The organism is Afipia broomeae ATCC 49717, assembly GCF_000314675.2.
Classification (GTDB): domain Bacteria; phylum Pseudomonadota; class Alphaproteobacteria; order Rhizobiales; family Xanthobacteraceae; genus Afipia; species Afipia broomeae.
Genome location: NZ_KB375282.1, coordinates 1,980,067 through 2,004,357 on the forward strand (window position 1 = coordinate 1,980,067; position 24,291 = coordinate 2,004,357).

At 60.5% G+C, this 24,291-nt stretch carries 21 protein-coding genes and 2 tRNA genes; 5 read left to right on the plus strand and 18 right to left on the minus strand.

Annotation, left to right across the window (positions count from 1 at the left end; translation table 11 throughout):
• Window positions 1-265: 265 nt before the first annotated feature.
• On the plus strand, window positions 266-1,915 hold the full coding sequence (locus HMPREF9695_RS09150) for an acyl-CoA synthetase (protein ID WP_006020563.1): 1,650 nt from the start codon (window positions 266-268) through the stop codon (window positions 1,913-1,915).
• Between the two features lie 3 nt (window positions 1,916-1,918).
• Here the strand turns inward: HMPREF9695_RS09150 and HMPREF9695_RS09155 are convergent, their stop codons facing one another.
• From HMPREF9695_RS09155 to HMPREF9695_RS09180, 6 genes are all read right to left on the minus strand, one after another.
• Window positions 1,919-2,719: an MBL fold metallo-hydrolase gene (locus HMPREF9695_RS09155; RefSeq protein ID WP_006020564.1), complete on the minus strand. Its 801-nt coding sequence runs from the start codon at window positions 2,717-2,719 to the stop codon at window positions 1,919-1,921.
• On the minus strand, window positions 2,716-3,510 hold the full coding sequence (locus HMPREF9695_RS09160) for a TatD family hydrolase (protein ID WP_006020565.1): 795 nt from the start codon (window positions 3,508-3,510) through the stop codon (window positions 2,716-2,718). Before HMPREF9695_RS09160 ends, HMPREF9695_RS09155 begins: the two co-directional genes overlap by 4 nt.
• The gene (gene metG, locus HMPREF9695_RS09165; protein WP_006020566.1) at window positions 3,510-5,066 is read right to left on the minus strand and encodes a methionine--tRNA ligase; all 1,557 of its coding nucleotides are present in this window, start codon (window positions 5,064-5,066) and stop codon (window positions 3,510-3,512) included. The genes HMPREF9695_RS09160 and metG overlap by 1 nt, the downstream gene beginning before the upstream one ends.
• Before the next feature lie 90 nt (window positions 5,067-5,156).
• Window positions 5,157-6,200, minus strand: a complete 1,044-nt coding sequence (locus HMPREF9695_RS09170; protein ID WP_006020567.1) for a DNA polymerase III subunit delta' — start codon at window positions 6,198-6,200, stop codon at window positions 5,157-5,159.
• On the minus strand, window positions 6,197-6,889 hold the full coding sequence (gene tmk / locus HMPREF9695_RS09175; protein ID WP_006020568.1) for a dTMP kinase: 693 nt from the start codon (window positions 6,887-6,889) through the stop codon (window positions 6,197-6,199). The genes HMPREF9695_RS09170 and tmk overlap by 4 nt, the downstream gene beginning before the upstream one ends.
• Window position 6,890: 1 nt before the next feature.
• Window positions 6,891-8,141 carry a D-alanyl-D-alanine carboxypeptidase family protein gene (locus tag HMPREF9695_RS09180; protein WP_006020569.1) on the minus strand — a complete coding sequence of 417 codons (1,251 nt, stop codon included), beginning with the start codon at window positions 8,139-8,141 and terminating at the stop codon, window positions 6,891-6,893.
• Window positions 8,142-8,254: 113 nt separating this feature from the next.
• Between HMPREF9695_RS09180 and HMPREF9695_RS09185 the strand changes: the two genes are divergently transcribed.
• On the plus strand, window positions 8,255-9,193 hold the full coding sequence (locus tag HMPREF9695_RS09185) for an alpha/beta fold hydrolase (protein ID WP_006020570.1): 939 nt from the start codon (window positions 8,255-8,257) through the stop codon (window positions 9,191-9,193).
• 18 nt (window positions 9,194-9,211) lie between these two features.
• Here HMPREF9695_RS09185 and HMPREF9695_RS09190 read toward each other — a convergent pair whose 3' ends face one another.
• The 3 genes from HMPREF9695_RS09190 to HMPREF9695_RS09200 form a co-directional block, all read right to left on the minus strand.
• Entirely contained in the window at window positions 9,212-10,156 is a 945-nt protein-coding gene (locus tag HMPREF9695_RS09190) for a septal ring lytic transglycosylase RlpA family protein (protein WP_006020571.1), read from the minus strand.
• 425 nt (window positions 10,157-10,581) lie between these two features.
• Window positions 10,582-10,671: transfer RNA gene (locus HMPREF9695_RS09195), tRNA-Ser, on the minus strand.
• Between the two features lie 390 nt (window positions 10,672-11,061).
• The gene (locus HMPREF9695_RS09200) at window positions 11,062-11,475 is read right to left on the minus strand and encodes a DUF5413 family protein (protein WP_006020572.1); all 414 of its coding nucleotides are present in this window, start codon (window positions 11,473-11,475) and stop codon (window positions 11,062-11,064) included.
• 327 nt (window positions 11,476-11,802) lie between these two features.
• On the opposite strand from HMPREF9695_RS09200, the gene HMPREF9695_RS26930 reads away from it, so the two are divergent.
• Both HMPREF9695_RS26930 and HMPREF9695_RS09215 read left to right on the plus strand, forming a co-directional pair.
• Window positions 11,803-12,435 (plus strand): PilZ domain-containing protein, encoded by a 633-nt coding sequence (locus tag HMPREF9695_RS26930; protein WP_245258733.1) that lies wholly within the window; start codon window positions 11,803-11,805, stop codon window positions 12,433-12,435.
• 27 nt (window positions 12,436-12,462) lie between these two features.
• Window positions 12,463-12,546: transfer RNA gene (locus tag HMPREF9695_RS09215), tRNA-OTHER, on the plus strand.
• 25 nt (window positions 12,547-12,571) lie between these two features.
• On the opposite strand, the gene HMPREF9695_RS09220 is transcribed toward HMPREF9695_RS09215, so the two are convergent.
• Entirely contained in the window at window positions 12,572-12,856 is a 285-nt protein-coding gene (locus HMPREF9695_RS09220) for a DUF3551 domain-containing protein (protein ID WP_006020575.1), read from the minus strand.
• A gap of 320 nt (window positions 12,857-13,176) precedes the next feature.
• Between HMPREF9695_RS09220 and HMPREF9695_RS26635 the strand changes: the two genes are divergently transcribed.
• A complete protein-coding gene (locus tag HMPREF9695_RS26635) occupies window positions 13,177-13,335 on the plus strand; it encodes a hypothetical protein (protein WP_006020576.1) in 159 nt (52 codons plus the stop codon).
• 12 nt (window positions 13,336-13,347) lie between these two features.
• Here HMPREF9695_RS26635 and HMPREF9695_RS09225 read toward each other — a convergent pair whose 3' ends face one another.
• The 8 genes from HMPREF9695_RS09225 to HMPREF9695_RS26640 form a co-directional block, all read right to left on the minus strand.
• Window positions 13,348-13,845: a hypothetical protein gene (locus tag HMPREF9695_RS09225; protein WP_006020577.1), complete on the minus strand. Its 498-nt coding sequence runs from the start codon at window positions 13,843-13,845 to the stop codon at window positions 13,348-13,350.
• 110 nt (window positions 13,846-13,955) lie between these two features.
• Window positions 13,956-14,861 (minus strand): DUF6537 domain-containing protein, encoded by a 906-nt coding sequence (locus HMPREF9695_RS09230; protein WP_006020578.1) that lies wholly within the window; start codon window positions 14,859-14,861, stop codon window positions 13,956-13,958.
• Window positions 14,858-15,502, minus strand: coding sequence for a Crp/Fnr family transcriptional regulator (locus HMPREF9695_RS09235; protein WP_006020579.1), 645 nt, complete (start codon window positions 15,500-15,502; stop codon window positions 14,858-14,860). Before HMPREF9695_RS09235 ends, HMPREF9695_RS09230 begins: the two co-directional genes overlap by 4 nt.
• A 312-nt stretch (window positions 15,503-15,814) precedes the next feature.
• Complete coding sequence (locus HMPREF9695_RS09240; protein ID WP_006020580.1) at window positions 15,815-16,645, minus strand: MBL fold metallo-hydrolase; 831 nt, start codon at window positions 16,643-16,645, stop codon at window positions 15,815-15,817.
• A gap of 139 nt (window positions 16,646-16,784) precedes the next feature.
• On the minus strand, window positions 16,785-19,037 hold the full coding sequence (locus tag HMPREF9695_RS09245) for a CHASE2 domain-containing protein (RefSeq protein WP_006020581.1): 2,253 nt from the start codon (window positions 19,035-19,037) through the stop codon (window positions 16,785-16,787).
• Window positions 19,038-19,056: 19 nt separating this feature from the next.
• The gene (locus tag HMPREF9695_RS09250; protein ID WP_006020582.1) at window positions 19,057-20,454 is read right to left on the minus strand and encodes an HlyD family type I secretion periplasmic adaptor subunit; all 1,398 of its coding nucleotides are present in this window, start codon (window positions 20,452-20,454) and stop codon (window positions 19,057-19,059) included.
• On the minus strand, window positions 20,451-22,214 hold the full coding sequence (locus HMPREF9695_RS09255) for a type I secretion system permease/ATPase (RefSeq protein ID WP_006020583.1): 1,764 nt from the start codon (window positions 22,212-22,214) through the stop codon (window positions 20,451-20,453). Before HMPREF9695_RS09255 ends, HMPREF9695_RS09250 begins: the two co-directional genes overlap by 4 nt.
• 142 nt (window positions 22,215-22,356) lie before the next feature.
• Window positions 22,357-24,291 (minus strand): VCBS domain-containing protein (locus HMPREF9695_RS26640; protein ID WP_006020584.1); only part of this gene is annotated, 1,935 nt, incomplete at its 5' end.

The following is a 24,291-nucleotide window of genomic DNA, read 5'->3' on the forward strand; positions in this document are numbered from 1 at the left end:
TCAATATGATCTATTCAATAGTAGATAAAATGATCGATATATATTGGGTTATATCTGAAAATACCTGTGCAACTGAACACTGCCTGCTCCGTGTAATTGCCGCTCAGGCATCTCTGCGCTGGGCATGCAAGCAAGGTTGTATCGATGGCCGCGTTTGGAGACCGGCCCGATGATTGACCGCAAGGATGGTCATTGTAGAACGAGATAAATGCCTGACCGGACACCGTTGGCGTCCACTGCGTCGGACAAATCATGGAGTCAGGATATGAGCAGCAATCAGGGCCAATACAGCACCGGTCTGAACAAGAACGCTGCCAACTACGTGCCGCTCTCGCCGCTGAGCTTTCTGGCTCGCAGCGCCAGCGTCTATCCGGACCACACCAGCGCCGTTTACGAAGGCCGCAGGTTCACCTGGGCGCAGACCTATGAGCGCTGCAAGCGGTTTGCGTCGTTTCTTGCCAAACGCGGCATTCAGCGTGGCGATACCGTGGCGGCTATGCTGCCGAATATCCCGGCGATGAACGAGGCGCATTTTGCCGTACCGATGGCCGGTGGCGTTCTCAACGCGCTCAACATCCGGCTCGATGCGGCATCAATCGCATTCCAGCTCGATCACGGCGGCGCCAGGATTATTTTGGTCGACCCTGAGTTCGGCGGCGTGATCTCGGATGCACTGGGCTTGATGAAAGGCCCGAAGCCGCTGGTGATCGATGTCGACGACGCTGCGTTTGCCGGTGGCAAGCGAATTGGCGAACTCGAATATGAGGCTGCGGTCGCGTCCGGTGACCCGGAGTTTGCGTGGCTGACGCCGGACGACGAATGGGACGCCATTGCGCTCGGCTATACATCCGGCACCACGGGCAATCCCAAGGGCGTCGTCACGCATTACCGCGGCGCCTATCTCAACGCCGTCAGCAATATTCTGGCGGGCAATCTCGGCACGCATCCGATCTATCTCTGGACGCTGCCGATGTTTCACTGCAACGGCTGGTGCTTCCCGTGGACCATCGCAGCGTCGGCCGGTGTCAATGTCTGCCTGCGCAAGGTCGACCCGGCCAAGATTTTCGAGCTGATCAAGATCCACGGCGTGACTCACATGTGCGGCGCACCGATCGTCTACAACACGCTGATCAACGCGCCGGATGCTCCCAAGAGCAAGTCTGCGAAGCCAGTCGTGGGATTGATCGCGGGCGCGGCGCCCCCGGTGGCGGTGCTCGAGGGCGCCGAGGGCATCGGCATCAAGCTGACCCACGTCTACGGCCTCACCGAGGTATATGGCCCCGCCTCCGTTTGCGCCGAACAGCCCGGCTGGGACGAACTGCCGGCAGACCAGCGCGCTCAGCTCAAGCGCCGGCAGGGCGTGCCCTATCCGCTTCAGGAGGCCGTCACGGTGCTTGATCCGGAGACGATGCGTGAGGTGCCGCGCGATGGTGAAACCATCGGCGAGGTCATGTTCCGCGGCAACATCGTCATGAAGGGCTATCTGAAGAACGAGAAGGCGACCAGGGAAGCCTTCGAGGGTGGCTGGTTTCACACCGGCGATCTCGGCGTGCTCGACAAGGACGGCTATGTCATCATCAAGGATCGCTCCAAGGACATCATCATCTCGGGCGGCGAAAACATCTCGTCGGTCGAGGTCGAAGATGTTCTGTACAAGCATCCGGCGGTGCTGTTCGCAGCCGTGGTTGCCAAGCCGGACCCGAAATGGGGCGAGGTGCCCTGCGCCTTCGTCGAACTGAAGGACGGCGCGACCGCGACCGAAGCGGAAATCCTGAGCTACTGCAAAAGTATACTGCCGGGATTTAAATCGCCGAAGTCCGTCGTGTTCGGCGCCATCCCGAAGACGTCGACCGGCAAGATCCAGAAATTCGCGCTGCGCGATCAGGCCAATTCTGCGAAGGCGATTTCCGCCTGAACCTCAGGCCTCGATCGCCAGACGCATGCCGTCGTAGCCCGCCTCGACGCCCGGCGGCAATTTGGCTTGCAGCACGTCGTAGTCGAGGTCCGAGTGCAGGTTGGTCAAAACCGCACGTCGCGGCTTGAACTTCGCAATCCACGACAGTGCATCGTCGAGACTGAAGTGGCTCGGATGCGGCGCATAGCGCAGCGCATCGATGATCCACAGATCGAGGTTTTCCAGCGCATGAAAACTCTCAGGTGGAATGTCATGAAGATCCGGCGTGTAGGCGGCGTTGCCGATGCGATAGCCCAGCGCCGGAATATTGCCGTGCTGAACCAGGAAAGCGGTCAGGGCGAGGGAGCCGCCCTTCCCCTCAATGCTCTTGGTTTCACCCGCTTCGATTGATCGCTTTTCCAGGATCGCAGGATAGTCGCTGCCTGGCGCTTGCTCGAAGCAATACGAGAAACGCAGCAGGATATCCTTGCCCGTAGACTTGTTCAGATAGACCGGAATCCGCTTGCGCTGATGCAGCACCACCGAACGCAGATCGTCGATGCCATGGGTCTGGTCGGCGTGCTCGTGCGTCAGAAAGGTCGCCTCAAGGTGATCCACGTTGGCGTCGATCAACTGCTCGCGCAGGTCCGGCGAGGTATCGATCAGGACGCGCGTCAGACCGTTGGCGCCACCCTTTTCGGCCAGCAGCGAACAGCGCCGGCGGCGGTTTTTCGGATTGTTCGGATCGCACGCGCCCCAGCCAAGCGCGGGGCGCGGCACGCCGGCGGACGATCCGGAGCCGAGGATTGTCAGGATCACCGTCATGCAGCTTTTGCGTCCGGGCGCGGGACCTTGTTGAACAGCCGGAAGAAGTTCTCCGTGGTTTGCCGCGCGATTTCGTCGAGCGTAACGCCGCGCGTTTCTGCCAGCACTCTTGCGGTCTCGACCACGAAAGACGGCTCGTTTCGTTTGCCTCGGAATTTGCCCGGCGCGAGATACGGCGCGTCGGTTTCCACCATGATCCGGTCCGCAGGGAGTTCAGCGGCGATGTCCCGGATCGCCTGCGAATTCTTGAACGTCAGGATACCGGTGAAGGAAATCGAGAGCCCAAGTCCAATGGCGTTCATCGCGAGTTCGCGTCCGCCGGTGTAACAGTGCAGCACAGCCTTGAATGGTCCCTTCGCGATTTCGTCTTCAAGAATGCGGCCGCAGGCTTCATCCGCTTCGCGGGTGTGGATTACAAGCGGCAATCCGGTCGCACGGGCTGCTGCGATATGAGCACGGAAGCCCCGCTCCTGTGCTTCCGGCGACCCGTCCTTGTAGAAATTGTCCAGCCCCGCCTCTCCCAGCGCCACGACTTTCGGATGCTTCGTGAGCGCGATCAGCTCGTCCGAGGTGATACCGTCTTCTTCATCCGCATTGTGAGGATGGGTACCCACAGAGCTATAGACATTCGGGAATCGTGCGGCGATCTCCAGCAATCCGTTGATCTTGCGCACCCGCGTGGAGATGGTGACGATCCGGCTAACGCCGGCGGCCTCGGCGCGCGCGACAATGGCGTCGAGGTCATCAGCGAAGTCGGGAAAATCGAGATGGCAGTGGCTGTCGACAAGCATCAGGCTTTGGCCGCTCCGGCTTCCGGGGGATCGATGTAACGCGGAAAGACCGGCGCGGGTGGCGGCAGTTGCGAACCGCCCTTGATCCGGGTGGCAAGTGCCGCGAAGTCGCGCGCGTCCGGCGAGACGCCAAGGATGTCGAGCAGCTTCGCGCACGCATCGGGCATCGCCGGCTGCGCAAGAATCGCGATCTGCCGGACGACTTCGGCGGTGACATACAGCACGGTCTTCTGACGTGCCGGATCGGTCTTGGCGAGCGCCCACGGCGCCTCTCCCGCGAAATAGCGGTTGGCTTCGGCCACCACAGCCCAGATCGCATTCAGCGCGTGATGGATCTGCTGCGTGGCCATGGCCGTGCGGGCCTGCTCGAGCATGCCGTCAGCCATCGCGAGAATGGCCTTGTCGTTGTCGCTGAATGCGCCCGGCTCCGGCAGCAAGCCCCCGTACTGCTTGCCGATCATCGACAGCGAACGCTGCGCGAGATTGCCGAGGTCGTTGGCGAGGTCTGCATTGGTGCGCGCGACAATGGCCTCGTGGTTGTAGTTGCCGTCCTGGCCGAACGGCACCTCGCGCAGGAAGAAATAGCGCAGTTGATCGACGCCGTATTGATCCGCCAGATTGAACGGATCGACGACATTGCCGACCGACTTCGACATTTTTTCGCCGCGGTTGAACAGGAAGCCGTGCGCGAAGACGCGCTTCTGCACTGGAATACCCGCCGACATCAGGAACGCCGGCCAGTACACGGCGTGAAAGCGGATAATGTCCTTGCCGATAATATGAACATCCGCGGGCCAGTAGCGCCAGTTCTTGTCGCCCTCGTCCGGGAAACCGACGCCGGTGATGTAGTTGGTCAGCGCATCGACCCACACGTACATCACGTGCTCTTCGTCGCCTGGCACCTTCACGCCCCAGTCGAACGTGGTGCGCGAGATCGAAAGATCCTTCAGCCCGCTTTTGACAAAGCTGATCACTTCATTCTTGCGCGAGTCAGGCCCGATGAAATCCGGCTGGTTCTCGTAAAGCGCCAGCAGCTTGTCCTGATAGGCCGAGAGCTTGAAAAAGTAGCTCTTCTCCTCGACCCATTCGACCGGTGTGCCCTGCGGCCCGCGCCGCACCTTGTCCTCGCCGACGACCGTCTCGTCCTCGGCGTAGTAGGCTTCGTCGCGCACCGAATACCAGCCGGCATAGCTGTCGAGATAGATGTCGCCGTTCGCGGTCATCCGTCGCCAGATTTCCTGCGTCGACTCGTGATGCACTTTCTCCGATGTGCGGATAAAGCGGTCGTAGGAAATGTTCAGGCGCTGATCCATCTCCTTGAACCGCGCCGCATTGCGCGTCGCTAGGTCCATCGGCGTCATGTTTTCCTTCTGCGCCGTCTGGATCATCTTCTGGCCGTGCTCGTCGGTGCCGGTCAGAAAGAACACGTCCTTGCCGTCGAGACGCTGGAAGCGCGCGAGCGCGTCCGTCGCAATCGCCTCATAAGCGTGGCCGATGTGCGGGACGCCGTTCGGATAAGCGATGGCGGTTGTGATGTAGAAGGTCTGACGGGACATATGTGACTTCTGCAATCGCAAGGTCTGCGAAGGCCCTTTCCGTAAACGTCGATTGTGCCATTACTTGCGCGGAAATCCGACCGAGGGCGGTTAACGCGTGGCCTCGGCCAGCATGCCAAATACCGAGAAAACCAGAGGTTTTCGCTCCAGATTGAAGCTTTCCGTGTCGCGTGCGGCACTGTTGATCTTTTCCCATACCTCGGCAAGCCGTGCAAGGCGCGGCAGGTTTGAGCCCGCGTCCGGCGCATGGAGGTGCCCCGTCAGCCAGCGGTCGATGGTGTCGACGAAAGCCTTCAGCCCGACGCGGTCGTTGAGCGGCAGCGCGTCACCAAGGGCATGGAGCGCACGGTGATCGAGTTGCGGCAAGCGATTCAGCAGTTCGAGCGTACGCTGGTGGAGCCCCAGCGATTGCCCGCCAAGCAAGGTGAGTGCGCGGGCCACGCTCCCCTCCGCCGCGTCTGCCGCCTCCCCCAGCGCATGATCGCTGCGGTTCAATCCGGCTGCTTCCGCGGCTGCCTGAATCACATCCTCCGTCGCCAGAGGCCGCAGTAGGAGTTTCCGGCAACGGGACTGGATGGTGGCGAGCACGCGCGCAGGAGCGTGACTCATTAAAAGAAACAGCGACCTCGCTGGTGGTTCTTCAAGAATCTTCAGCAGCGCGTTGGAGGCGTTGGCGTTGAGTTCATCGACGGTGTCGACCACACAGACACGCCAGCCACCGACAGAAGCTGCGGTCGAACCGAAAAAGCCGATGGTTTCGCGCGACTCGTCCACCGTGATGACGGTCCGCATCGTGCCCTTTTCGTTGGCGGTGCGCTCCAGCGTCAGCAATCCGCCGTGGCTGCCGTTTGCGACCTGGCGCGCGACCGGATGATCCTGATCGACGTACAGACTATCGGAATCCTGTACAGACTGTGCGGAGGGGTCGGAATGCGCAAGCACGAACCGCGCCATGCGATAGGCCAGTGTCGCCTTGCCGATGCCCTGCGCGCCGCCGATCAGCCACGCATGCGGAATGCGACCACTGCGATAGGCCGTCAGCAATGTCTGCTCGGCATCCCGATGACCGAAAAGGGCCGTCGTTTCACGCGGAGCGCGGATGGATGTCTCGGGTTCGGCGGTGCGAGCACTCATGCCTTGGTGGTCTCGCGGACGGAGGCCACGGAGAACAGGTGATCGCGCAGCGCCTTCCAAACACGTTCCGCAACCGTCCTGGGATCGGCGTCGGCATCAACCAGCGCGCAGCGCTGTGGATCGCTTTCGGCAATCTTGCGATAGGCCTCGCGCAGCTTCTCGTGAAAGCTCACGCCCTCACCTTCGAAACGGTCAGGGACCGCAGTCCCTCGCCGCTTGAGAGCGCGCTCCATTCCGACTGAAACCGGAACGTCGAGGATCACCGTGAGATCTGGTTTGAGATTGCCGATAGTCACACGCTCCATCGCCCGGATCAGTGTCGGATCGACCTTGCCCAGTTCGCCCTGATAGACGCGGGTGGAATCCGTGAAGCGATCGCACAGCACCCAGAGCCCCTGCGCGAGCGCCGGTTCGATCACCTGACTGACATGATCGTCGCGCGCGGCTGCGAACAGCAGCGACTCCGTCTCGGGACCGAATGCCTTGGCCATTCCCGAGAGCAGCAGATGCCGCACGATTTCCGCACCCGCCGAGCCGCCCGGTTCGCGGGTTGTGATCGTCCGCAGCTTGGCCGCATTGAGACGATCCGCCAGCAACTGTATCTGCGTCGACTTGCCGGAACCCTCGCCGCCTTCAAAGGTGATGAAGCGGCCGCGCGGCGGCTGTCGCGGTTTGACAGCGTCGGTCATGTCAAAGCTTCTCCGCGCCGGCGCGGAACAGCCCGATGACGAGCTCGCTGGCGCCGTCGATGGCGCGGCGGGTGGTCGAGCCTGTCTCGATCGTTTCCGCTGCGACCAGCGGAGATTCCAGTGCGATGTTGCTGCCGCGCCAGACCTTGAGCGTGCCTATCCGCTGACCCGGCTGGATCGGCGCGCGCACCGGCCCCGTATAGACAATGCGGGCGATCAGTTTGTCGGTGCCGTTCCGTTGCACCATCACCTTGATCGGCTCCGGGCTCGCCAGTTTGACGGAGCGTGAATCACCGCCGAACACCTTGGCGTAACCGATAGTCTGATCCTTGTCGAACAGCGTCCGTGCCTCGAAATTGCGGAAACCCCATTCGAGCAGCTTCTTCGCCTCGGCGGCACGATCATCGGCATCTTCAAGTCCGTTGACCACCACGATCAGCCGCATGCCATTTTGCACGGCAGAGCCGACCATGCCGTAGCCGCCCTCCTTGGTGTAGCCGGTCTTCAGTCCGTCCGCGCCTTCGAGCATCGTCAGCAGCGGATTGCGGTTCTGCTGGCGGATCTTGTTCCAGGTGAATTCCCGCTCGCCGAACAGCTTGTAGTTATCGGGATAGGTCAGGATGATGTGCCGCGCGAGCATGCCCAGTTCGCGCACGGTCATCTTGTTGACCGGGTCCGGCAGACCGTTGGAATTTCCGAACGTCGATTTTGTCAGGCCGAGTTCACGCGCGCGTTTGGTCATTAGCGCAACGAAGTCGCGTTCGCTGCCCGCGATGCCTTCCGCCAGCGCGATGCAGGAGTCGTTGCCGCTCTGGATCAGCGCGCCGTGCAAAAGATCGTCGACGCTGACCTTGCTGTTGATCGCGGCGAACATGGTCGAGCCGCCGGACGGCGCCCCACCCTTTCGCCAGGCGTATTCGCTGATCCGGTACTCGTCGGTGAGCTTGATGTCGCCCTTCTTCAGCGCGTTGAAAACAACCTCAGCGGTCATCAGCTTCATCATGCTGGACGGTGCGCGGAGTTCGTCGGAGTTCTTCTCGAAAAGAATACTGCCGGACTTTGCCTCGATCAGGATCGCCGTCGGGGCATCGATCTCGTAGCCCTCGTCCTTTTTGGCACCCTGCACGCTGTTGTTAGCTGCATGGACCCCGCCACCAAGCGCCAGACCGGCCATCACGAGGACCGCGGCAAGCGGCCAGAACCGCCCATACGGACGCCCGCTACTCCGGGATGTTCTGAGAATGGCTGCCATGTTGAGTTTCCTGAGGATCGCGTTGTAACAGTTGGGCTGGTACCAAACAACGGACAGCTAGCCGCTTCGGTGTGCTCTCAGCCCTCAATATGTTGAAAAGAGGCAGAAAATCGATGTCGTCATCGCGAATGATCTCAGCCAACGGCATTGAGATTTTTGTGACCGAACGGGGTTCCGGCCCGCTGGTACTGCTGTGTCATGGATGGCCCGAACTCTCCCATTCATGGAGGCATCAGCTGCCGGCCATCGCGGCTGCCGGTTTCCATGTCGTCGCACCCGACATGCGTGGTTTCGGGCGGACATCCGCTCCCGAAAGTATCGATGCCTACTCGATCTTCGATATGGTCGGCGACATGGTCGCGCTGGTGGCGGCGCTGGGCGAAACCAAAGCGATCATTATTGGCCACGATTGGGGCGCGCCTGTCGCGTGGCACGCCGCCCTGTTCAGGCCGGATATCTTCACAGCTGTCGGCGGGCTGAGCGTTGCGCCGCCATTCAGGGGGCGCGAGCGTCCGCTGGATGCGCTGGCCAAAAGTGGCGTCAACAACTTCTACTGGCAGTATTTCCAGAAGCCGGGCGACGCCGAAGCCGAGTTCGAGCGCGATGTCGATTACACCATGCGCGCGGTAACCTTCGGCGTTGATGCCTCGCTATTCCTGAAGGACGGGCACGGCTTTCTGGGCGACACGACAATCCCGCGCCCCCTGCCCGCATGGGTCAGCGAGCAGGACCATGCGCATGTCGTCGAAACCTACCGTCGGACGGGGTTTCGCGGCGGCCTGAACTGGTATCGCAACATCGATCGGAACTGGGAACTGACAGCCCCCTGGCAGGGCGCGAAAATCCATCAGCCGTCGATCTTCATCGCCGGTGCCAACGATTCCGTCGTCACCGGCATTCTCGGCGGAAAGCGCGTGACCGAAATGGACCGCGTGCTGCCAAATCTGAAGCGCAAGCTGATCATCGAAGGTGCAGGCCACTGGATCCAGCAGGAGCGCCCCGACGAGGTGAACGCGGCTCTGGTCGAATTCCTGAAGGGTGTGCGGGGCTGATCGCGGGGCGCGTGGGGCTCAGTAGAGCCCGCGGCCGGACATCAGGTAGAGGCTGTTGTCGCGAGATGCTGGCGCATAGGCCGCAACCGGCCTTGTCGTCGCGGGAGCTTCCTCGGCAGCCTCCTCGACCTCAGCCGGAGCACTGCGCTGGAAGCGGCGTCCGCCAGGCCGCGCGGCGCGCGACGCCGAGACCTCGGATGCCCCTGCCGCAGCCAGGTCTTCCTGTGTATTGCCGAGTGTATAGGGCCGCCCGGTGGGCAGCGGAACGTCACCCCGGGTCACCCCGCGGGAGGGTGAAGGCGTCATGTCCGGGATGAAGGCGCGGGCCGAGGCGACGCGCACGGTCGATGGTGCGGGCGCAGGTTCGCCGGTCCGCAGCGTCGCCATCAACTGGCGGTCGTCCGATCCTTCCAGCGGCGCGCGGCCGACATACTCGACCCGGACCCGGCCAATGCCGTTTTCGCGGAATTCGAGCAGCTTGGCGGCGGTGTTGGAGACGTCGATGAGCCGGTTGCCATGATACGGCCCGCGATCGTTGACGCGGACGACGACCGATTTGCCGTTGGCCAGATTGGTGACGCGCGCGTAGCTCGGCAGCGGCATGGTCGGATGGGCGGCGGTGAGCGACGTCATGTCGAACACTTCGCCATTGGCGGTCAGGCGGCCGTGGAAGGCATCGCCGTACCAAGAAGCCATTCCTTCGGCGCGATAGTTCGGGTTTTCTTCGGGAACGTAGGTCCGGCCGGCGACGACATAAGGCTTGCCGACGCGATAAGTGCCGCCGCCCCGTGGGACAGCCTCGCCGAAATCGACCACGCGAGGACTGCTGGAGACGCCGTATTTGGGGTCGACACGGCTGGAGAGCTTGTTCGACGAGGCGCAATTGGCGACCAGCAGGCACAAGGCTCCCGCTGCCGCGATACGCGCGGCCGCCCCGCCCGATTCCGTGACCCAAATCCCCATAGAACCCCAAATAGCATCTTTCGCGGCCGCTTGCCTACCGGGCACCGCGAGGCCGGATGATGGCACTCATACGCCGCTTACCTTAACTCATTGCTTCCATGCCGAAAACGCTCTGAAGCGCGAGGTGGTAAACCGGAGATTGATTTTGTGGGACGTCCAGACAACCTGTGGTCGCCGCCTGGCCGAACCTGACCGCTTGAGGGCGGCGTTCGGCAGGCGCGCTTTTGCCGCCCCTGTTGCCGGTGCGTGACACACTTCAATTGGGGCGGCCCGGTCGTCGCCAAGTACTGATAGCGTAAGCATCCTCCTGCGTTGAAACTTAAACCCGGCCTTGCGCCGGGTTTTGGTTTTGACGGGTGTAATGTCTGGCAGACGCCGTAACTATGCCGGCGCGGACCGTGTGAGATATCGCTTACGCGGAATGATGGCGGAAGGGGTGGGATTCGAACCCACGGTGCCCTTGCAGGCACGCCGGTTTTCAAGACCGGTGCCTTAAACCACTCGGCCACCCTTCCTGCGCTCTGAACACCAGCACTTAGCAAAGCGGAAGAGGCAGCGAAAGAGGTGATTGCCCCGAAAGGGCGCTCCTTGATTGACCATTGGATGTTGGCGCCTTGTCGGGCAACCCGTCCCGGGCCGCGCCTAACTCTGGTTCATCAAGCAACGATAAAGTCGCCGGCCGTCAGCGAATGGACACCGTGAAGCTTGATATCGATGGGGCCACCCGAACACATTCGCATGCACCAGCGTTGCATCGGCAGTCTGCGTTCAGCAGATCGATCGTGGTGTCGTTGTACGTGAGTTGCAGCCCCTCGGAGCCCAGATGCGTGATGTCGTATGGTGCATGGCTGGGAAAACCGCTGAGCAAAACCGTTCTCGTGCCGCCGCTGGTATAGGCGACGGTCTCACGCTGGCAGTGGCACGCCGGGTTGCTTGTCGAACCTGTGCGCCAGCCAGGACGAGATCGTCGCCGGGACAAATCCGACAAGTCCGTAGAGCAGATAGTGCTTGAGCCCCGTCTCGCTCCCTAGCGTGCCGTAAAGAATTGCCGTTGCGCAAAATGCGACGAGACCGGTGAGGAACATCCGAGGGACCGTACCAATTCTCCTGACATGGAAGAGAATGTCGTCGACAGCGCCGATCATCAGCGCCGGGATGATCCCGAACAGGTAGTTGTAGGGGATTGTCATCAGCAGGACCTTGAACAGTTTCTTCACAACATCGGCTCCGTCCCAGTAACCTTCCGGTGTTCCGAGAACGAGAAGGAAAAAGCCTGCCACCAACGGTCCTATGGCTGCGAAGATGATGTATCGTTTCATTCAGTCCCTCACCCTGCCCGGCCTCCACGCATTCAGATTGTTGCGGGCAATTCCGCTCATAAGAAAACGAGAAAAGAATCCGCGCAAGTGGCCAGGCTCCGGACCGGTTCGTCGCGGCTATAGGTCGGAGCGGCAGGTCTTGCGCCCACGCTTTGACGTAGCGGCCGGCAGCCCTTACCGCGCGCCCCTGAGGGTGCATGACGTGGAGCATGTCGTCTTCACCCCTGCGCTACAGGCCTGACAGACGGCCATGCATTGCTCGAGGTTCTTGGGATCATAGGGGCTGTAGAGTTTTGTTGCACATGCGAGCGAAGCTTCGGGTTGTTCTTGCTTGATCCCGAACGATTGCAACGCAATAAAAACCAGAGCCACCAGGCCGACACCAATGGTCATGAAAATGATCGCGCCGCGGACCACGCGCGACCGCTCGTGTCGCTCAGCCTTGGTCGTTCCACTAATATGACTGCCGGTCACCGGAGGGCTCCTCCTGCAACCCAACGCACCGGATACGGAGGCGGTTCCAAGTCGGACCGCCCGCCGCTGACGTCAGGCAAGCCGTTGCTTTCCGGGCTTCTGTCTCAATTGGCTCTGGTTAATCAAGGATTAAAGGCGCGTCCCGGCATTCGTGCTTTGATTCAAATTTTCCGAAACTTTCGCCCGGTAGGAATACGCTTCGATCACGGAGCGAAGCCAATGGCTGTTTTCAGAAAAGAATCCCGCAAGCCCCGCCACACCACGCGGCACGACGCGTGGATGCTGCTTGACGGGGGATTTGCGAAACGCAATTGCACTATCCTGGATCTGTCGTCGGGTGGTGCGCGCATCAAGCTCATCGATACCGGGCCGATCGGAAACAACCTCAGCCTGGCGCTGACGGGTGACGTGCGAAAGGTGAAGCACTGCCGGTTGATCTGGCGGAAGGACAAGATCATTGGCGTGGAGTTCAGGGGGCGCACCTGATGCGTCCCTGTGTCAGTTTCTACTAACGGAGAGGTGGCTGAGTGGCTTAAGGCACCGCGTGCGGTACACGGGCAACCGTGTCGGAGGTTCGAATCCTTCCCCTCTCCGCCATTGTCCTTCGATGCCCAGGTAAACCTCAGCGACGGTTGCGTTTGCCGCTCGTGGTGGCTGGCTCGACCTCAACGGGATAAGCGGCGGCGCCACGGCGAAACGCCAAGCGCCAGTTCGGAGCGCAAGACCCGTTCAGGCCACCAGTGCTCGCCTGACATTGGGCCATCGTGGAGTAATCGCATTGCTCGATTGCACCGCTCCAGCCCGACGCATAGGTCATGCAATAGGGGTATTCGGTCGCATGGGCCGGAGCCTGACCGAGAAAAAAGAAACCGGTGAGCGCCAGCGGCGCAAGATAAAGGTAACGCATGTTGTCCTCGATTCGTGTTGGCCGCATGAGACACCAGCGCGGGTCCCGGCTCAAGCCAACGCGGTTCGCCTGATCGCAGGTCGGAGAATTGGCTCTATCTTAGGCCGGTTTCTGGACATCTTGGCATCGGCCCGAAATCACGTATGCGTGTTGCGGTTCGATGCCATCGCCGAAGGAAGAGCGGTATGTATCCGTCACCGAATGATGTCACCTTCGTTTGTTCTTTGCGGATTCCTCGTTATGCCGGTTACACTGCTTATGAGGTCGCCTTTTCGGGGACCAGATCATGCCTCAGCGCCTAGCGAAGATCAGGAGAAGCCGTGAGCGATCCGGAACAGGACAATCGAAAGCGTAATCAAAAAATCGCCGAGAACGAAGCCAAGCGCGAGCTGAAGAGTGACATCCGGCTCTCGACCTGGGCGATCGGCGTTGCCGTTGTTATTGGCCTGATCGTTCTGGCGATCTTTCTGAAGAGGTAGACTTTCGACGTCCTATTTGTTGAACGTCATGTCCACACATTTCAGGACATCCGGTCCGACGCCGACGCTTAGCAGAATGCAGCCCTTGGCGCTGAGCTTGGTGCTGTCGCTGACCCAGATCGCGGTCCCACCAGACCCAAAGAATGAATTCGTATTGGGTGGTTCGGTTTCAGTCGCATCGAACTGGTAGCTGGAATCGCTGGGGAAGATACGCGCCTTCAATTTACAATCGCCGTCGGTATCGACCTTGAGAACTTCCTTGTTGTCGCGGGTGACGCCGACGCTGACCTGGCAGCGATAGAATTCGGATGTCTTCGTATTAAAAATGTAAGCAAATGATTTGCAGGAAATGTTTTGAAGCTTGCCGGCGTTCAGTCCGCGGCCGCAGGATATACGCTGGTTGCTGCTGAGCTTGATGTCGTCCGCTGCGCGCGCTCCGGAAAGACCGGCGGAGACAGTCAGCGCCAGAACCGGCATAACTCCAAGAAAGAATCCACGAAATTTCTTCATCGATTGACCCCTATTATCCGTGCGTGCTGCGGCGAAAATCATGCCGGGCACCGCACGTCCGGCGTAACTCTAATGTAGTTTTTGGCGGTAGGCCATCGGCGCATCCGGGCTCACCCATGTGCCAGTGCCTGCGCCCTTAACTGTTCAACAACATTCAACAGGCGGCTTTGCCCTTGTTCGCCGATGGCCGCTTCGCGCGCCTCCTGAATGGCGTCGCCGAGCCTCGGGAGCGGGAGATCTCCGTCGCATGTCGGTTTCACCAGACGGTCGATGATAACATTCCATTCGGCCAACCCGTTCTGATAGGTATCGCCGTGTCCCTTAATGAGGTTGGCGGTTCTCACAATCGCGACGGTCGCTTCCGGCTGCTTCACCAGACTGCGATCGACCATGTGCAGCCATCGCTCCACCCACACCCGCTCCAGCTTGAAGCGCTCGGAAAAGGGGCGTGTGATCCGCGCCGCGGCCAGCCACTTCAATCGTTGAAGCTTGAATCTGGTTCTCGAACTAAACCGCAATGTGACACTTCGGCGTGCGAGCTTTGCCAGACGCAGGCGCTGAAACAGATCGAGAGCCGGCGCTGCCGCCTTCGGCGGAAGCATCGGGATGACCTCGTCCCAGCGGAATTTTTCAACCCGATCGACGGACAGCGGGTTGGGTTCGGCAGTCGCGCCGCCCGCTTCCGCCAGCTTCAATTCTGCGATGCGGATCGGATCCTCGAAATGCATCCGGTCCGACAACAACTGCGCCAGTTCCGCCAGGTTAGGCACATGGTGCGCGGCTGGACCGACATACCGTTCGATCCGCTCAAGATACGCCAGCGCATAATCCGGGTCCTGATAATCGATCAGCGAATGGACGGCTTGGCTGACAATGGGAGCCACGTCTGCAGACAACTGGGGCACCAGCCGCGCCAGCGCCGCGCGGGCGACTCGCGGATTTCGTGTCTCTTCGCCGAAATATCGTTCCTTCAGCAACCGGAACGGCGACGGCGGAACTTTGACTCGAATCTTCACGAGGTCGCCTGTGCACCGGTTTCGGCAAGCTGCGCCTCCAGCTTTCCGAGATTCTGGAATAGCCGCGCGCTGACCAGCCTCAGGAAGTAAAAGCCGAATGCGGGATTTTGGACGTAGAGCTCCTCGACCTTTTGATAGGTCACGCTAAGGATGATCCCGCCCTCAAGGCATTCCAGCGTTTGAGTCCGCTTGTTGGACGGCGAGAGCATGCCGAGTTCGCCGACGATGGCGCCCTTCGGCAGTTCGATCCCCGACTCCACAAGCCGGAAACGTCCGCTGACGATGTAGAACATCTCCTCGGCCTTCTCGTACTTGTAGAAAAGTATCTCGCCGGCCTTGCATTTGCGCTCGGTCATGAACGGCTTCAGCCACGCCATGGAGAGATCGCTGTTGACCGACTTCTTTACTTCGCGGACCAGCAGCAGCATTTCCCGCAGCCGGTAGACGTTAAGCGGCAGCAGGATCATGTGCAGCACCATCACCGGATAGTGATGATGAACCACTGAAAATCCGATGAGCAGAACGTTGGTGAGAATGCCGAAGATGCGAAGCGGGATCATCGTCCGCATGGTGTATCCGGCCACCACAAACGCGGACGCGATAAAGCCGCCGGCGCCGGAAACGAGTCCTGACATATCCATCGGAATCAACCTGATGCTAAAGGAAATCTGGTATCAATTATGCCGCGCCGCGCCTTATGCGACAACGGTTCCGGCGTGGTGGTTCGCAAGTCCGCATGGTTATCCGGCGCGCCCCGACAGCGGACTTGCGAACCAAAACCACACCAAAATTATATATTCTTCCGGTGTCCCTTAAAATTCGACGTTCGTAACGAACGTGCTGTAAAACGAAGCGAACGCCGGATTTGGAACACGGATCGGCCGATGTGTTAATCTGACCCAGGTCTTGTGCCAAAATCCATGCTGAGCGCGCTGCCAAAACATGCGCTCCGCTCAAATCTCAATTGACAGCCCTTCCCTTGCTACCACGGTCCCCGGCCGCGCCTTCGCGGCGGCAGCGGCAATACGGTCCATCTCGTCATCGTCGTGTTCGGGATCGTGGTGAAACAGATAGAGCTTGCCAACCCCCGCTTCATTGGCCAGGCGGACGGCCTGCTGCCAGCTTGAGTGCCCCCAGCCGACATGCTCGGGCAACTCCTCGTCGGTGTATGTCGTGTCGATGATGACAATCGACGCGTCCCGTGCGAGTTCGACCAGCCCCGGATCGATTTCATCGGCACTGAGTTCGGTGTCTGTGATGTAGGCCATGGCGCGACCGCCAAACTCGACGCGGTATCCAGTTGCACCGCCGGGATGATTGAGCGCCGCAGTCATCACTTTGATGCCCGGCCGCGGTGTCAGAATGTCACCCGGTTCGAAGTCGGTGAATTCGACCTTGCCATGGGCGGCTTCCAGTTCGATTGGAAACAATGGATAGCTCATCAGCTTCCGGACGGTTTCCTGCACACCGCCTGCGGCCTTCAGATTACCAGCCCAGAGACGCAACCGGTTTCCGGTCATGAAGGCCGGCACGAAGAATGGAAGGCCAATCAAATGATCGATATGGCAGTGACTCAAAAACAAATCGATGTCGGTCGGCTCTGCTTCTTCCGCCAGTTCGAGACCGAGCATGCGCAGTCCCGATCCTGCATCGAAGACCAAACGATGGTCACCGCAGCGAACTTCGACGCATGACGTATTGCCGCCATACCGCACGGTATTGGGGCCTGGACACGGAATGCTCCCACGAACACCCCAGAAACGCACGGACATTGTGGTCGGCATAAAAAAACTCAATGAACCCTTCGGGAGAATTGCATGCCGCTGTCATCTTCACCAACACGATACCGCGCACTGTTCACCAAAAAAATGGCTTGCCATGCCGGACCGCGATGGGTAGCGCGGCGGCGTTTTGCCTCACCCATCATTTGGTTGTCAGGGCGAAGACGCCGTTCCAGTCATCCGGTGGCGGGGTTTCCTGGAACGCCTTGATACGCTCGAAATAGAGGTCGTACAGCGTGGTGAAGGTCTTTGCTTCGTCGGCAATACGCGCTTTCGCAATCGCAGCAAGCGCCCCCTCCCAGTCGCGGCTGCGATAACACGCCAGCATCTCGATGGAGAGATTGCGAAGCCGTTGAAACTGTCCGGAATTTGCGACCTCCTCCCGCCCCACGATCGCATAAATCACCTCGGGCTCCTTCTTGCCCTTCACGGTGATGAAGTCGAGTTCGAGAATTGCGAACTTGTCCTTGGCCGCCAGCGCCGTCGCGGAGCCCGCGATGATAGGCACGCCGTAGGACTTCGACTGTCCCTCGAGCCGCGAGGCAAGGTTCACGCTGTCACCCAGCACCGAATAATCGAAACGCAAATTCGATCCCATGTTTCCGACGACGCAGGTGCCCGTGTTCAAGCCGATACCGACTTTCATCGGGATAAACGGCTTGCCGGCTTCATTCGCTTCGCGCTCGCGTTCGACATTCAGCACTTCGATGCGATCGATCATGTCGAGCGCCGCATTGCAGGCGTTGATCTGATGCTGCTGATCGCTCAACGGCGCATTCCAGAACGCCATGATGGCATCACCCATGTACTTGTCGATGGTGCCCTTGCGATCGAGGATTGCGTTGGTCAGCGGCGTCAGAAACCTGTTCATCAGCGACGTCAGGCCCTGGGGGTCGCTCTTGAATGACTCCGAGATAGTGGTGAAACCGCGCACGTCGCTGAACATGATGGTCATGTCCCGCTCCTCGCCGCCGAGCACCAGCTTTTCCGGCGACTGCGCCAGTTGCTCGACAAGCGCCGGCGACAGGTACTGACCGAAGGCCGAGCGGATGCGGCGGCGCTGGGCCTGCTCGCGGAAATAACTGCTGAACACCAGCACGAGATAAATCGACGTGCTTGCAATCAACGGGAATGTGAAGTCGAACAGCAATCGGTGTTCGGCGAAAAAATACCAAGACGTAGCGACCATGATGGCGACGATCACGCCACCGAAGATGACGAGCATGACGGCGCTGAGAATGGGCGCAAGCCAGATAATAGCCAATCCGAACAGGATCGCGGCCAGCAGCTCGGCGCCGATTGCGTAGTTCGGCTGCGACAGCACCGTCCGGGTCAGCGCGCTTTCAAGCACCTGGGCATGGACCTCCACACCCGGCATGACCGGATCGAGTGGAGTGGTCTTGACATCCAGCAGTCCGACGGCAGAGGTGCCGATCAGGATGAGCTTGCGCGAGATCAGGTCGGCACCGGCCTTGCCCTCCAGTACATCGGCCGCGGACACATAACGCGCCGGATCGTGCTTGGCGAAATGCACCCAGAGCTGGCCGTTGCGATCGGTGGGAAGTTCAAAGCCGGGGACCGCGACGCTCTTCACGCCCGCCTCGTCCGACTTGACAAGAATGGTGTCGGCTTTGGTGACAATGCGCAGCATCTCGAACGTCAGCGAGGGCATCAATTCACCCTGCGCCAACATGATCATCGGGACCCGGCGGACGATGCCGTCGCGCTCGGTGCGGATGGTGAACAGTCCGCGCCCGGGGGCCGCCTCTTCGAGCACCGGGATGTTCCGGAGCAGTCCAGGAAATTGGAGAAGGAACGGACGCGGATCCTCGCCCAAGGTCGCCAACCCTGTCAAAGGCAGGTTCAGTTCCGGCTGGGGCACGAACTTTGGCAGGCCGGATTCGCCGAGAACGGCGGGTGATTTGCGCAGGACATCCGCAAGCACCTGATCGTTGCTGGGCAGCGCCCGCAACTTCATCCGGCTCTGTTCGTCCAGATCACGAAACGCATCCGCAGCCAGTCCCGGCGACAGCCGGTCCGCTTCGGCGAACACGATATCGAAGGCAATGGCTGCCGCGCCGAGATCGGTCAACCGCTGAACAAGATCGGCCACACGGGTCCGTGGCCACGGCCATTGCCCGTATTTCGCAAGGCTCTTTTCATCGATGTCGATGATCACGACAGGACGTTGCGTGGTCTGCCTTGGCTTGAGAATTTGATATCCATCGAAGACGCGGACGCGCAGCTCTTCAAGCGGAATCGGATCAGCGACCCGAACGCCAAGAAACGCTATCAGCAGCAGAAAGGCCAGCAGCCGGCCGTAGCCGAACTGCCTGGCGTACAAACGGATACGCGCAATCAACCGGACTGACGATTTCAATGCCGCTCGCATCATGCCGCTAAAACCGGTACCGTCACTTCTCGCGGAATGCGCGCATGAGCTGGTCGCTCAGCGGCTTCGCGAGATAGGATATCATGGTGCGTTCGCCGGTCTGCACAAAGGCCTCGACCGGCATGCCCGGGATCAATTTGACATCCCCGAGCTTCGCCACTTCTTCCGGCGGCATCGATACGCGAATGGTGTAATAGCTCTGGCCGGTGCGCTGGTCCGTGGTGGTGTCGGGGGAGATCCGGCTGACCGTCCCGTTCAACTCCGGTGTGGTGCGCTGGTTGAAGGCCGAGAGCCGCAGCAGCGTCTTTTGCCCGATCCTCAGTTGATCGATGTCCTGCGGGTTCACCTTGGCCTCGACCGACAGGTTATCGGACTCAGGGACGATCAGCATGATGGTGTCGCCGGCGGTGATGACGCCGCCTACGGTGTGGACTGTCGACTGAAGCACCATACCGTCCTGCGGCGCGCGAATGTCGATGCGGCGGAGTTGGTCTTCGGCGGTGACCTTGCGCTCGACAAACTCGCCGATCTTGTCGTTGATCTCGCGCATCTCCTTGGAGACTTCGCTGGAAAGGTCCTTGTCGATCTGGATGATCTGCAATTCGATTTCGGTGATCTTGCCCTTCGCCTGCGCTTTCTGGGCGATAAACTGCGCACGGTCGCCATCAAGCCGCGCCGCGTCACGCTCAAGCACCGTCAACCGTGAAATCTGCACAAGGTTCTTGGCGAACAGATCGCGGACGCCCACCAGCTCTTTCTGAATGAGTTCGATCTCGCGGGACTTGGCGTTTTCCTGCGCTTCCAGCCCGCCGATCTCCTCCTTGAGCTGTGCGATGCGCTCCTTGAGCTGGGCCTTCTGACCAATGCGGCCTGATGAGCGGACCTGAAACAGCTTGATCTCGTTTCCGATCAACGCCCGGACATCGGGATTGGCGAACGACTCCATCAGTTCCGGTGGAAACGTAATGCGCTCTGCGCCATCCTGCTCCGCCAGCAACCGCGCCCGGCGCGCCAGCAATCCGTCGAGGCCCTTGGTGACAATCGCAAGGCTTGCCTTGGTCACAGTGTCGTCGAGGCGCACCACGACATCGCCGGCCTTGACGCGGTCGCCATCGCGCGCCCTCACCTCGCCGACGACACCGCCGGTCGGGTGTTGAACTTTCTTGACGTTGGAATCGACCACGATCGAGCCCGGCGCGATCAGCGCGCCGGAGATTTGCGCGGTGGATGCCCAGCCGCCGATACCGCAGGTCAGCAGCGTGACGACAACGAGTCCGACGATCAGATGAAATCGGATCGAGCCGCGCGATCCGGGTTTATCAAGACTTTTGAAGATCGAGAGCCGGTCCAGCGGCGAGAACAGCGCATTCAAAACGCCCCGGACTTTGCTTTCGGTTCCAGCGAGGGTCGGCCCTTTCATGATTGAGCTCCTCCCTTGTCGGAGACGATCTTGATGGCGGGTGGTGGCGTCGCCGGGCGTTGCAGCACCTGGCCGAGAACGGTGTCTTTTGGCCCGAATGCCTGAACCCGCCCGTCCTTCATGACCAGAACAAGATCGACACTCTCAATTCCGATCGGACGGTGGGCGACCACAACCACGACGCCGCCACGCGCGCGGACTCCGAGGATGGCCTTGTTCAGCGCCACATCGCCTTCGCTGTCGAGGTTGGAATTCGGCTCGTCCAGCACCACGAGAAACGGATTGCCATAAAGCGCGCGAGCCAGCGCGATCCGTTGCGCCTGCCCGGCCGACAGCACGTTGCCCTGATCGCCGATCTGGGTATCGTAGCCGTCCTTCATGCTGATGATGAGATCGTGGACGCGTGCTTCCCGCGCCGCCGCGATGATATCGTCGGACGAGGCCTTGTCTTCGAAGCGGGAAATATTCTGGGCTATCGTTCCGGCGAAAAGTTCGACGTCCTGCGGCAGATAGCCGATATGGCGGCCAAGGATCTCGGGCGACCATTGGTCGAGCGCGGCACCGTCAAGCCGCACCTTGCCGCGCAGGGGCTGCCAGACGCCGACCAGCGCGCGGACCAGCGATGATTTACCAGACCCGCTGGGACCGATAATTCCCACGCCCTGTCCGGCCTCGATCGCGAACGTAACGTCCTGAGCGACGACCTTCTGCTCGCCGGGCGGGCTGATGGTAAGCGTTTCAACCGCGAGCCTGGATGTCGGCGCCTCCAGCAGGGTCGGCGCTGCCTGTTCGGGCAACATGCCGAGCAGACGGTTGAGCCGGTGCCAGCTTTGGCGCGCCGCCACGAACCCCTTCCAATGCGCGATGGCAAGATCGACAGGCGCCAGTGCACGGGCGCTCAGGATCGACCCCGCAATAATGATGCCCGCCGTCGCCTGCTGGTTGATGACGAGATACGCTCCGACGCCCAGCACCGCCGATTGCAGCATCATGCGCATCACCTTGGCGATGGCACCAAGACCGCCGGCGACGTCGCTCGCCCGCTGGTTGCTCGCAAGATAGTCGCGGTTGGATTCATCCCATCGCTTGCCGACGCGTCCGGCCATGCCCATCGCGGTGAGCACCTCGGCATTCCGGCGGCTGGCGAGGGCAAGATCCTGTCGCCGCATCGCCAGCCCCGTCGAGCGCTTCATGGGCTCGTGGGTCAGGTATTCTGTCAGTATGGTCAGCGCGATCAGAATGATGGCGCCGGCCAGAGCGGTGATGCCGATCAGCGGATGAAAGGCAAAGCAGATGGCGAGATAAAGCGGCAACCATGGCAGATCGAACAGCGCGCCCGGCCCCATTCCGGACAGGAAGGAGCGGACGTTGTCGAGATCGCGCAGCGGCTGAAGTCCCTCGCTACGGTTACCGATAACGAGCGGCATCCGCACCACGATGTCGTAGACCCGGCGGCTCAGCATCTCGTCCAGCGCCGATCCGATGCGGATCAGAATGCGACCGCGGATCAGATCGAGGATACCCTGGACGAGGTAGAGACCTCCTGCCAGCACGATCAGTCCGACCAGCGTCGGGATGCTGCGGCTCGGCAGCACGCGGTCGTAAATCTCCAGCATGAAGAACGAGCCGGTGAGATACAAAATGTTGATGACCAAGCTCATCACGCCGACACCGACAAACGCGCTGCGGCAGGCGCGAAGCGCCGTCCCCAGTTCGGAACGGGGCGAATGCCCCTGATGTGATGTCTTCGCGGGCTGCATCGATACCTGGCCGTGGCTGCTGTCAGGAGCCAATCTGGAATTCATGAAATGTGGCGCTGCGACCGGCCTATCATGCCACGACACGGGCATGTATTGCAGCCGGAAACATGATCGAAGTTAATGTTTCCGGCTCATTCTCAAATCACGCATGGAGAATGAAATCGCTGGCATTCAGGGCGGCAACGCCCTTCAAGAGCAACGTATCCGTCGTGCCGTTGATGTGAAGCAGCGTATCGCCGCCGGTGTGATCGGCGTTGGTCAGCAGGGTCGTCAGCGCATTCGCATCCATACCTGAAAGAGCCCTGAAATCGATCTTGTCGGTTCCGGATGTGAAATCCATGATCGTATCGTGGCCGGAAACCTGTGCGAACACGAAGTTGTCCTTACCGGCCAGGCCCGTCATCGTGTCGTCGCCGGTGCTCGAAAAGATAATGTCTTTTCCGGTCGTACCCGTCAGGGTAACGCCGCCGGGGGCGTACTGTTTGAAAACGAAGTTGAGGGTGTCGCTTCCCCCCTGGCCGTCTGTAACTGTTAACGTCACTTTGTCCGTCGGCGAGGCGTTATCTGGTGTGTACACAGCGCCGTCGTTGAAAATGTTGCTGATGGCCGCGAACGACCCGCTGACACCCGCCCCTGCGAGCGGCTGGCTTCCGGTTGCGGTCGCGACCGTTCCGTGATCGGCGGTCGCTGTCACGGTAAACGTATCAGCACCTGCATCGACATCGGACAAGGCGATACCCGTCACCTTTGTGACTCCGCCGCCCAGTTCGAGGGTCGACACGTTGTCCCCGTTCAAGACCGGGGCGTCATTAATGCTCGTTACGGTGAGCGACGCGGTCTGGCTGTCTTCCGAGAACGGAGCCGTATGCCCCGGAACCATGGTGTTGACGGCCTGGCCATGCGAGCCGGAGCTCTGGTCCCAAGCGACATAGGTCAGCGTGTCAGTGCCGCCGTTCTCTCCGTTTGGAACGAAACGAACCTTGTCATCGCTCGCAAGAAGCAGACCGGAGCCGGAGGAGTATGTCCCGAATTGCGTCCAGCTCGATCCACCGTCGATCGAATACTCCCAGTGGCCGTTCTGGTTCGAATAGCCTGTGATCGCGACGCCCTTCAGCGCGCCGTCGTCGGGATCTGAAATGCCCGTGGCGAACGAACTGACCAGCTGGCCGGAGTTCGTCGTCTGATCTTCGGTGATCGTCGAGAAATTGGTGCCGGCAGCGAGGACAGGCCGGTCGTTGACACCGGTGATGGTGATCGTCTCGGTCTGCGCAACAGTTCCGCCGTGACCGTCCATGATATCGTAGCGCACCTCGATGGTCTCGATCACACCGGCCGGGATATGCTGGATTGCCGCAGCGTCGATGTTGATCGTGTGTGCGTCAGGGAAAATAATGCCGTGCGGAGTTGTGGCCGTTTCCAGTCCGCCATCGATAGAATAGCGGATGTTGGTGACGGAAAGAGCATCGCTATTATCTACGTCGGACGCACCGGCAAGAAGGTCCCGCACGACCGGCGCATTGCCTTCCTGCGTGGTGATGGTCAGCGGTGCGTCAACGGTGGGAGCATCGTTTTCGCCGTCGATCGTGACGGTAATGGATTTCTGAACCGTATCCGGGCCCGATGAAGCATCGAATGTGAACGTTGCGGTGACATGCTCGCCAGCCGCGAGATAATCGAACGCAGCCCTGTCGTAGCTGATCTTCCCGGTGACAGGATCGACTGTGAACAGGTCTGCCAGCGAGCCACCGGCAGGCGCTGGACCGTTTGAATTGGCGGCGTCGAAGGCCAGCGTATCGGCCACATAGCGAACGTGCACGTCGCTTGCATCGACATCCGTAATCGAAACATGATCCGCAACCGTGACCACGGCGAGGTCCGGAGTGCCGGTGTTGCCCTCCGTGTCATGCGCCGGATCGGTCACCGCAATCACCGGCGCGTCGTTTGCGCCATCGATGGTGACCGTAATGGATTTCTGAACCGTATCCGGGCCCGACGACACATTGAAGGTGAACACCGCTGTGACATGCTCGCCGCCGGCGAGATAATCGAACGCGGCCTTGTCGTAGCTGATCTTGCC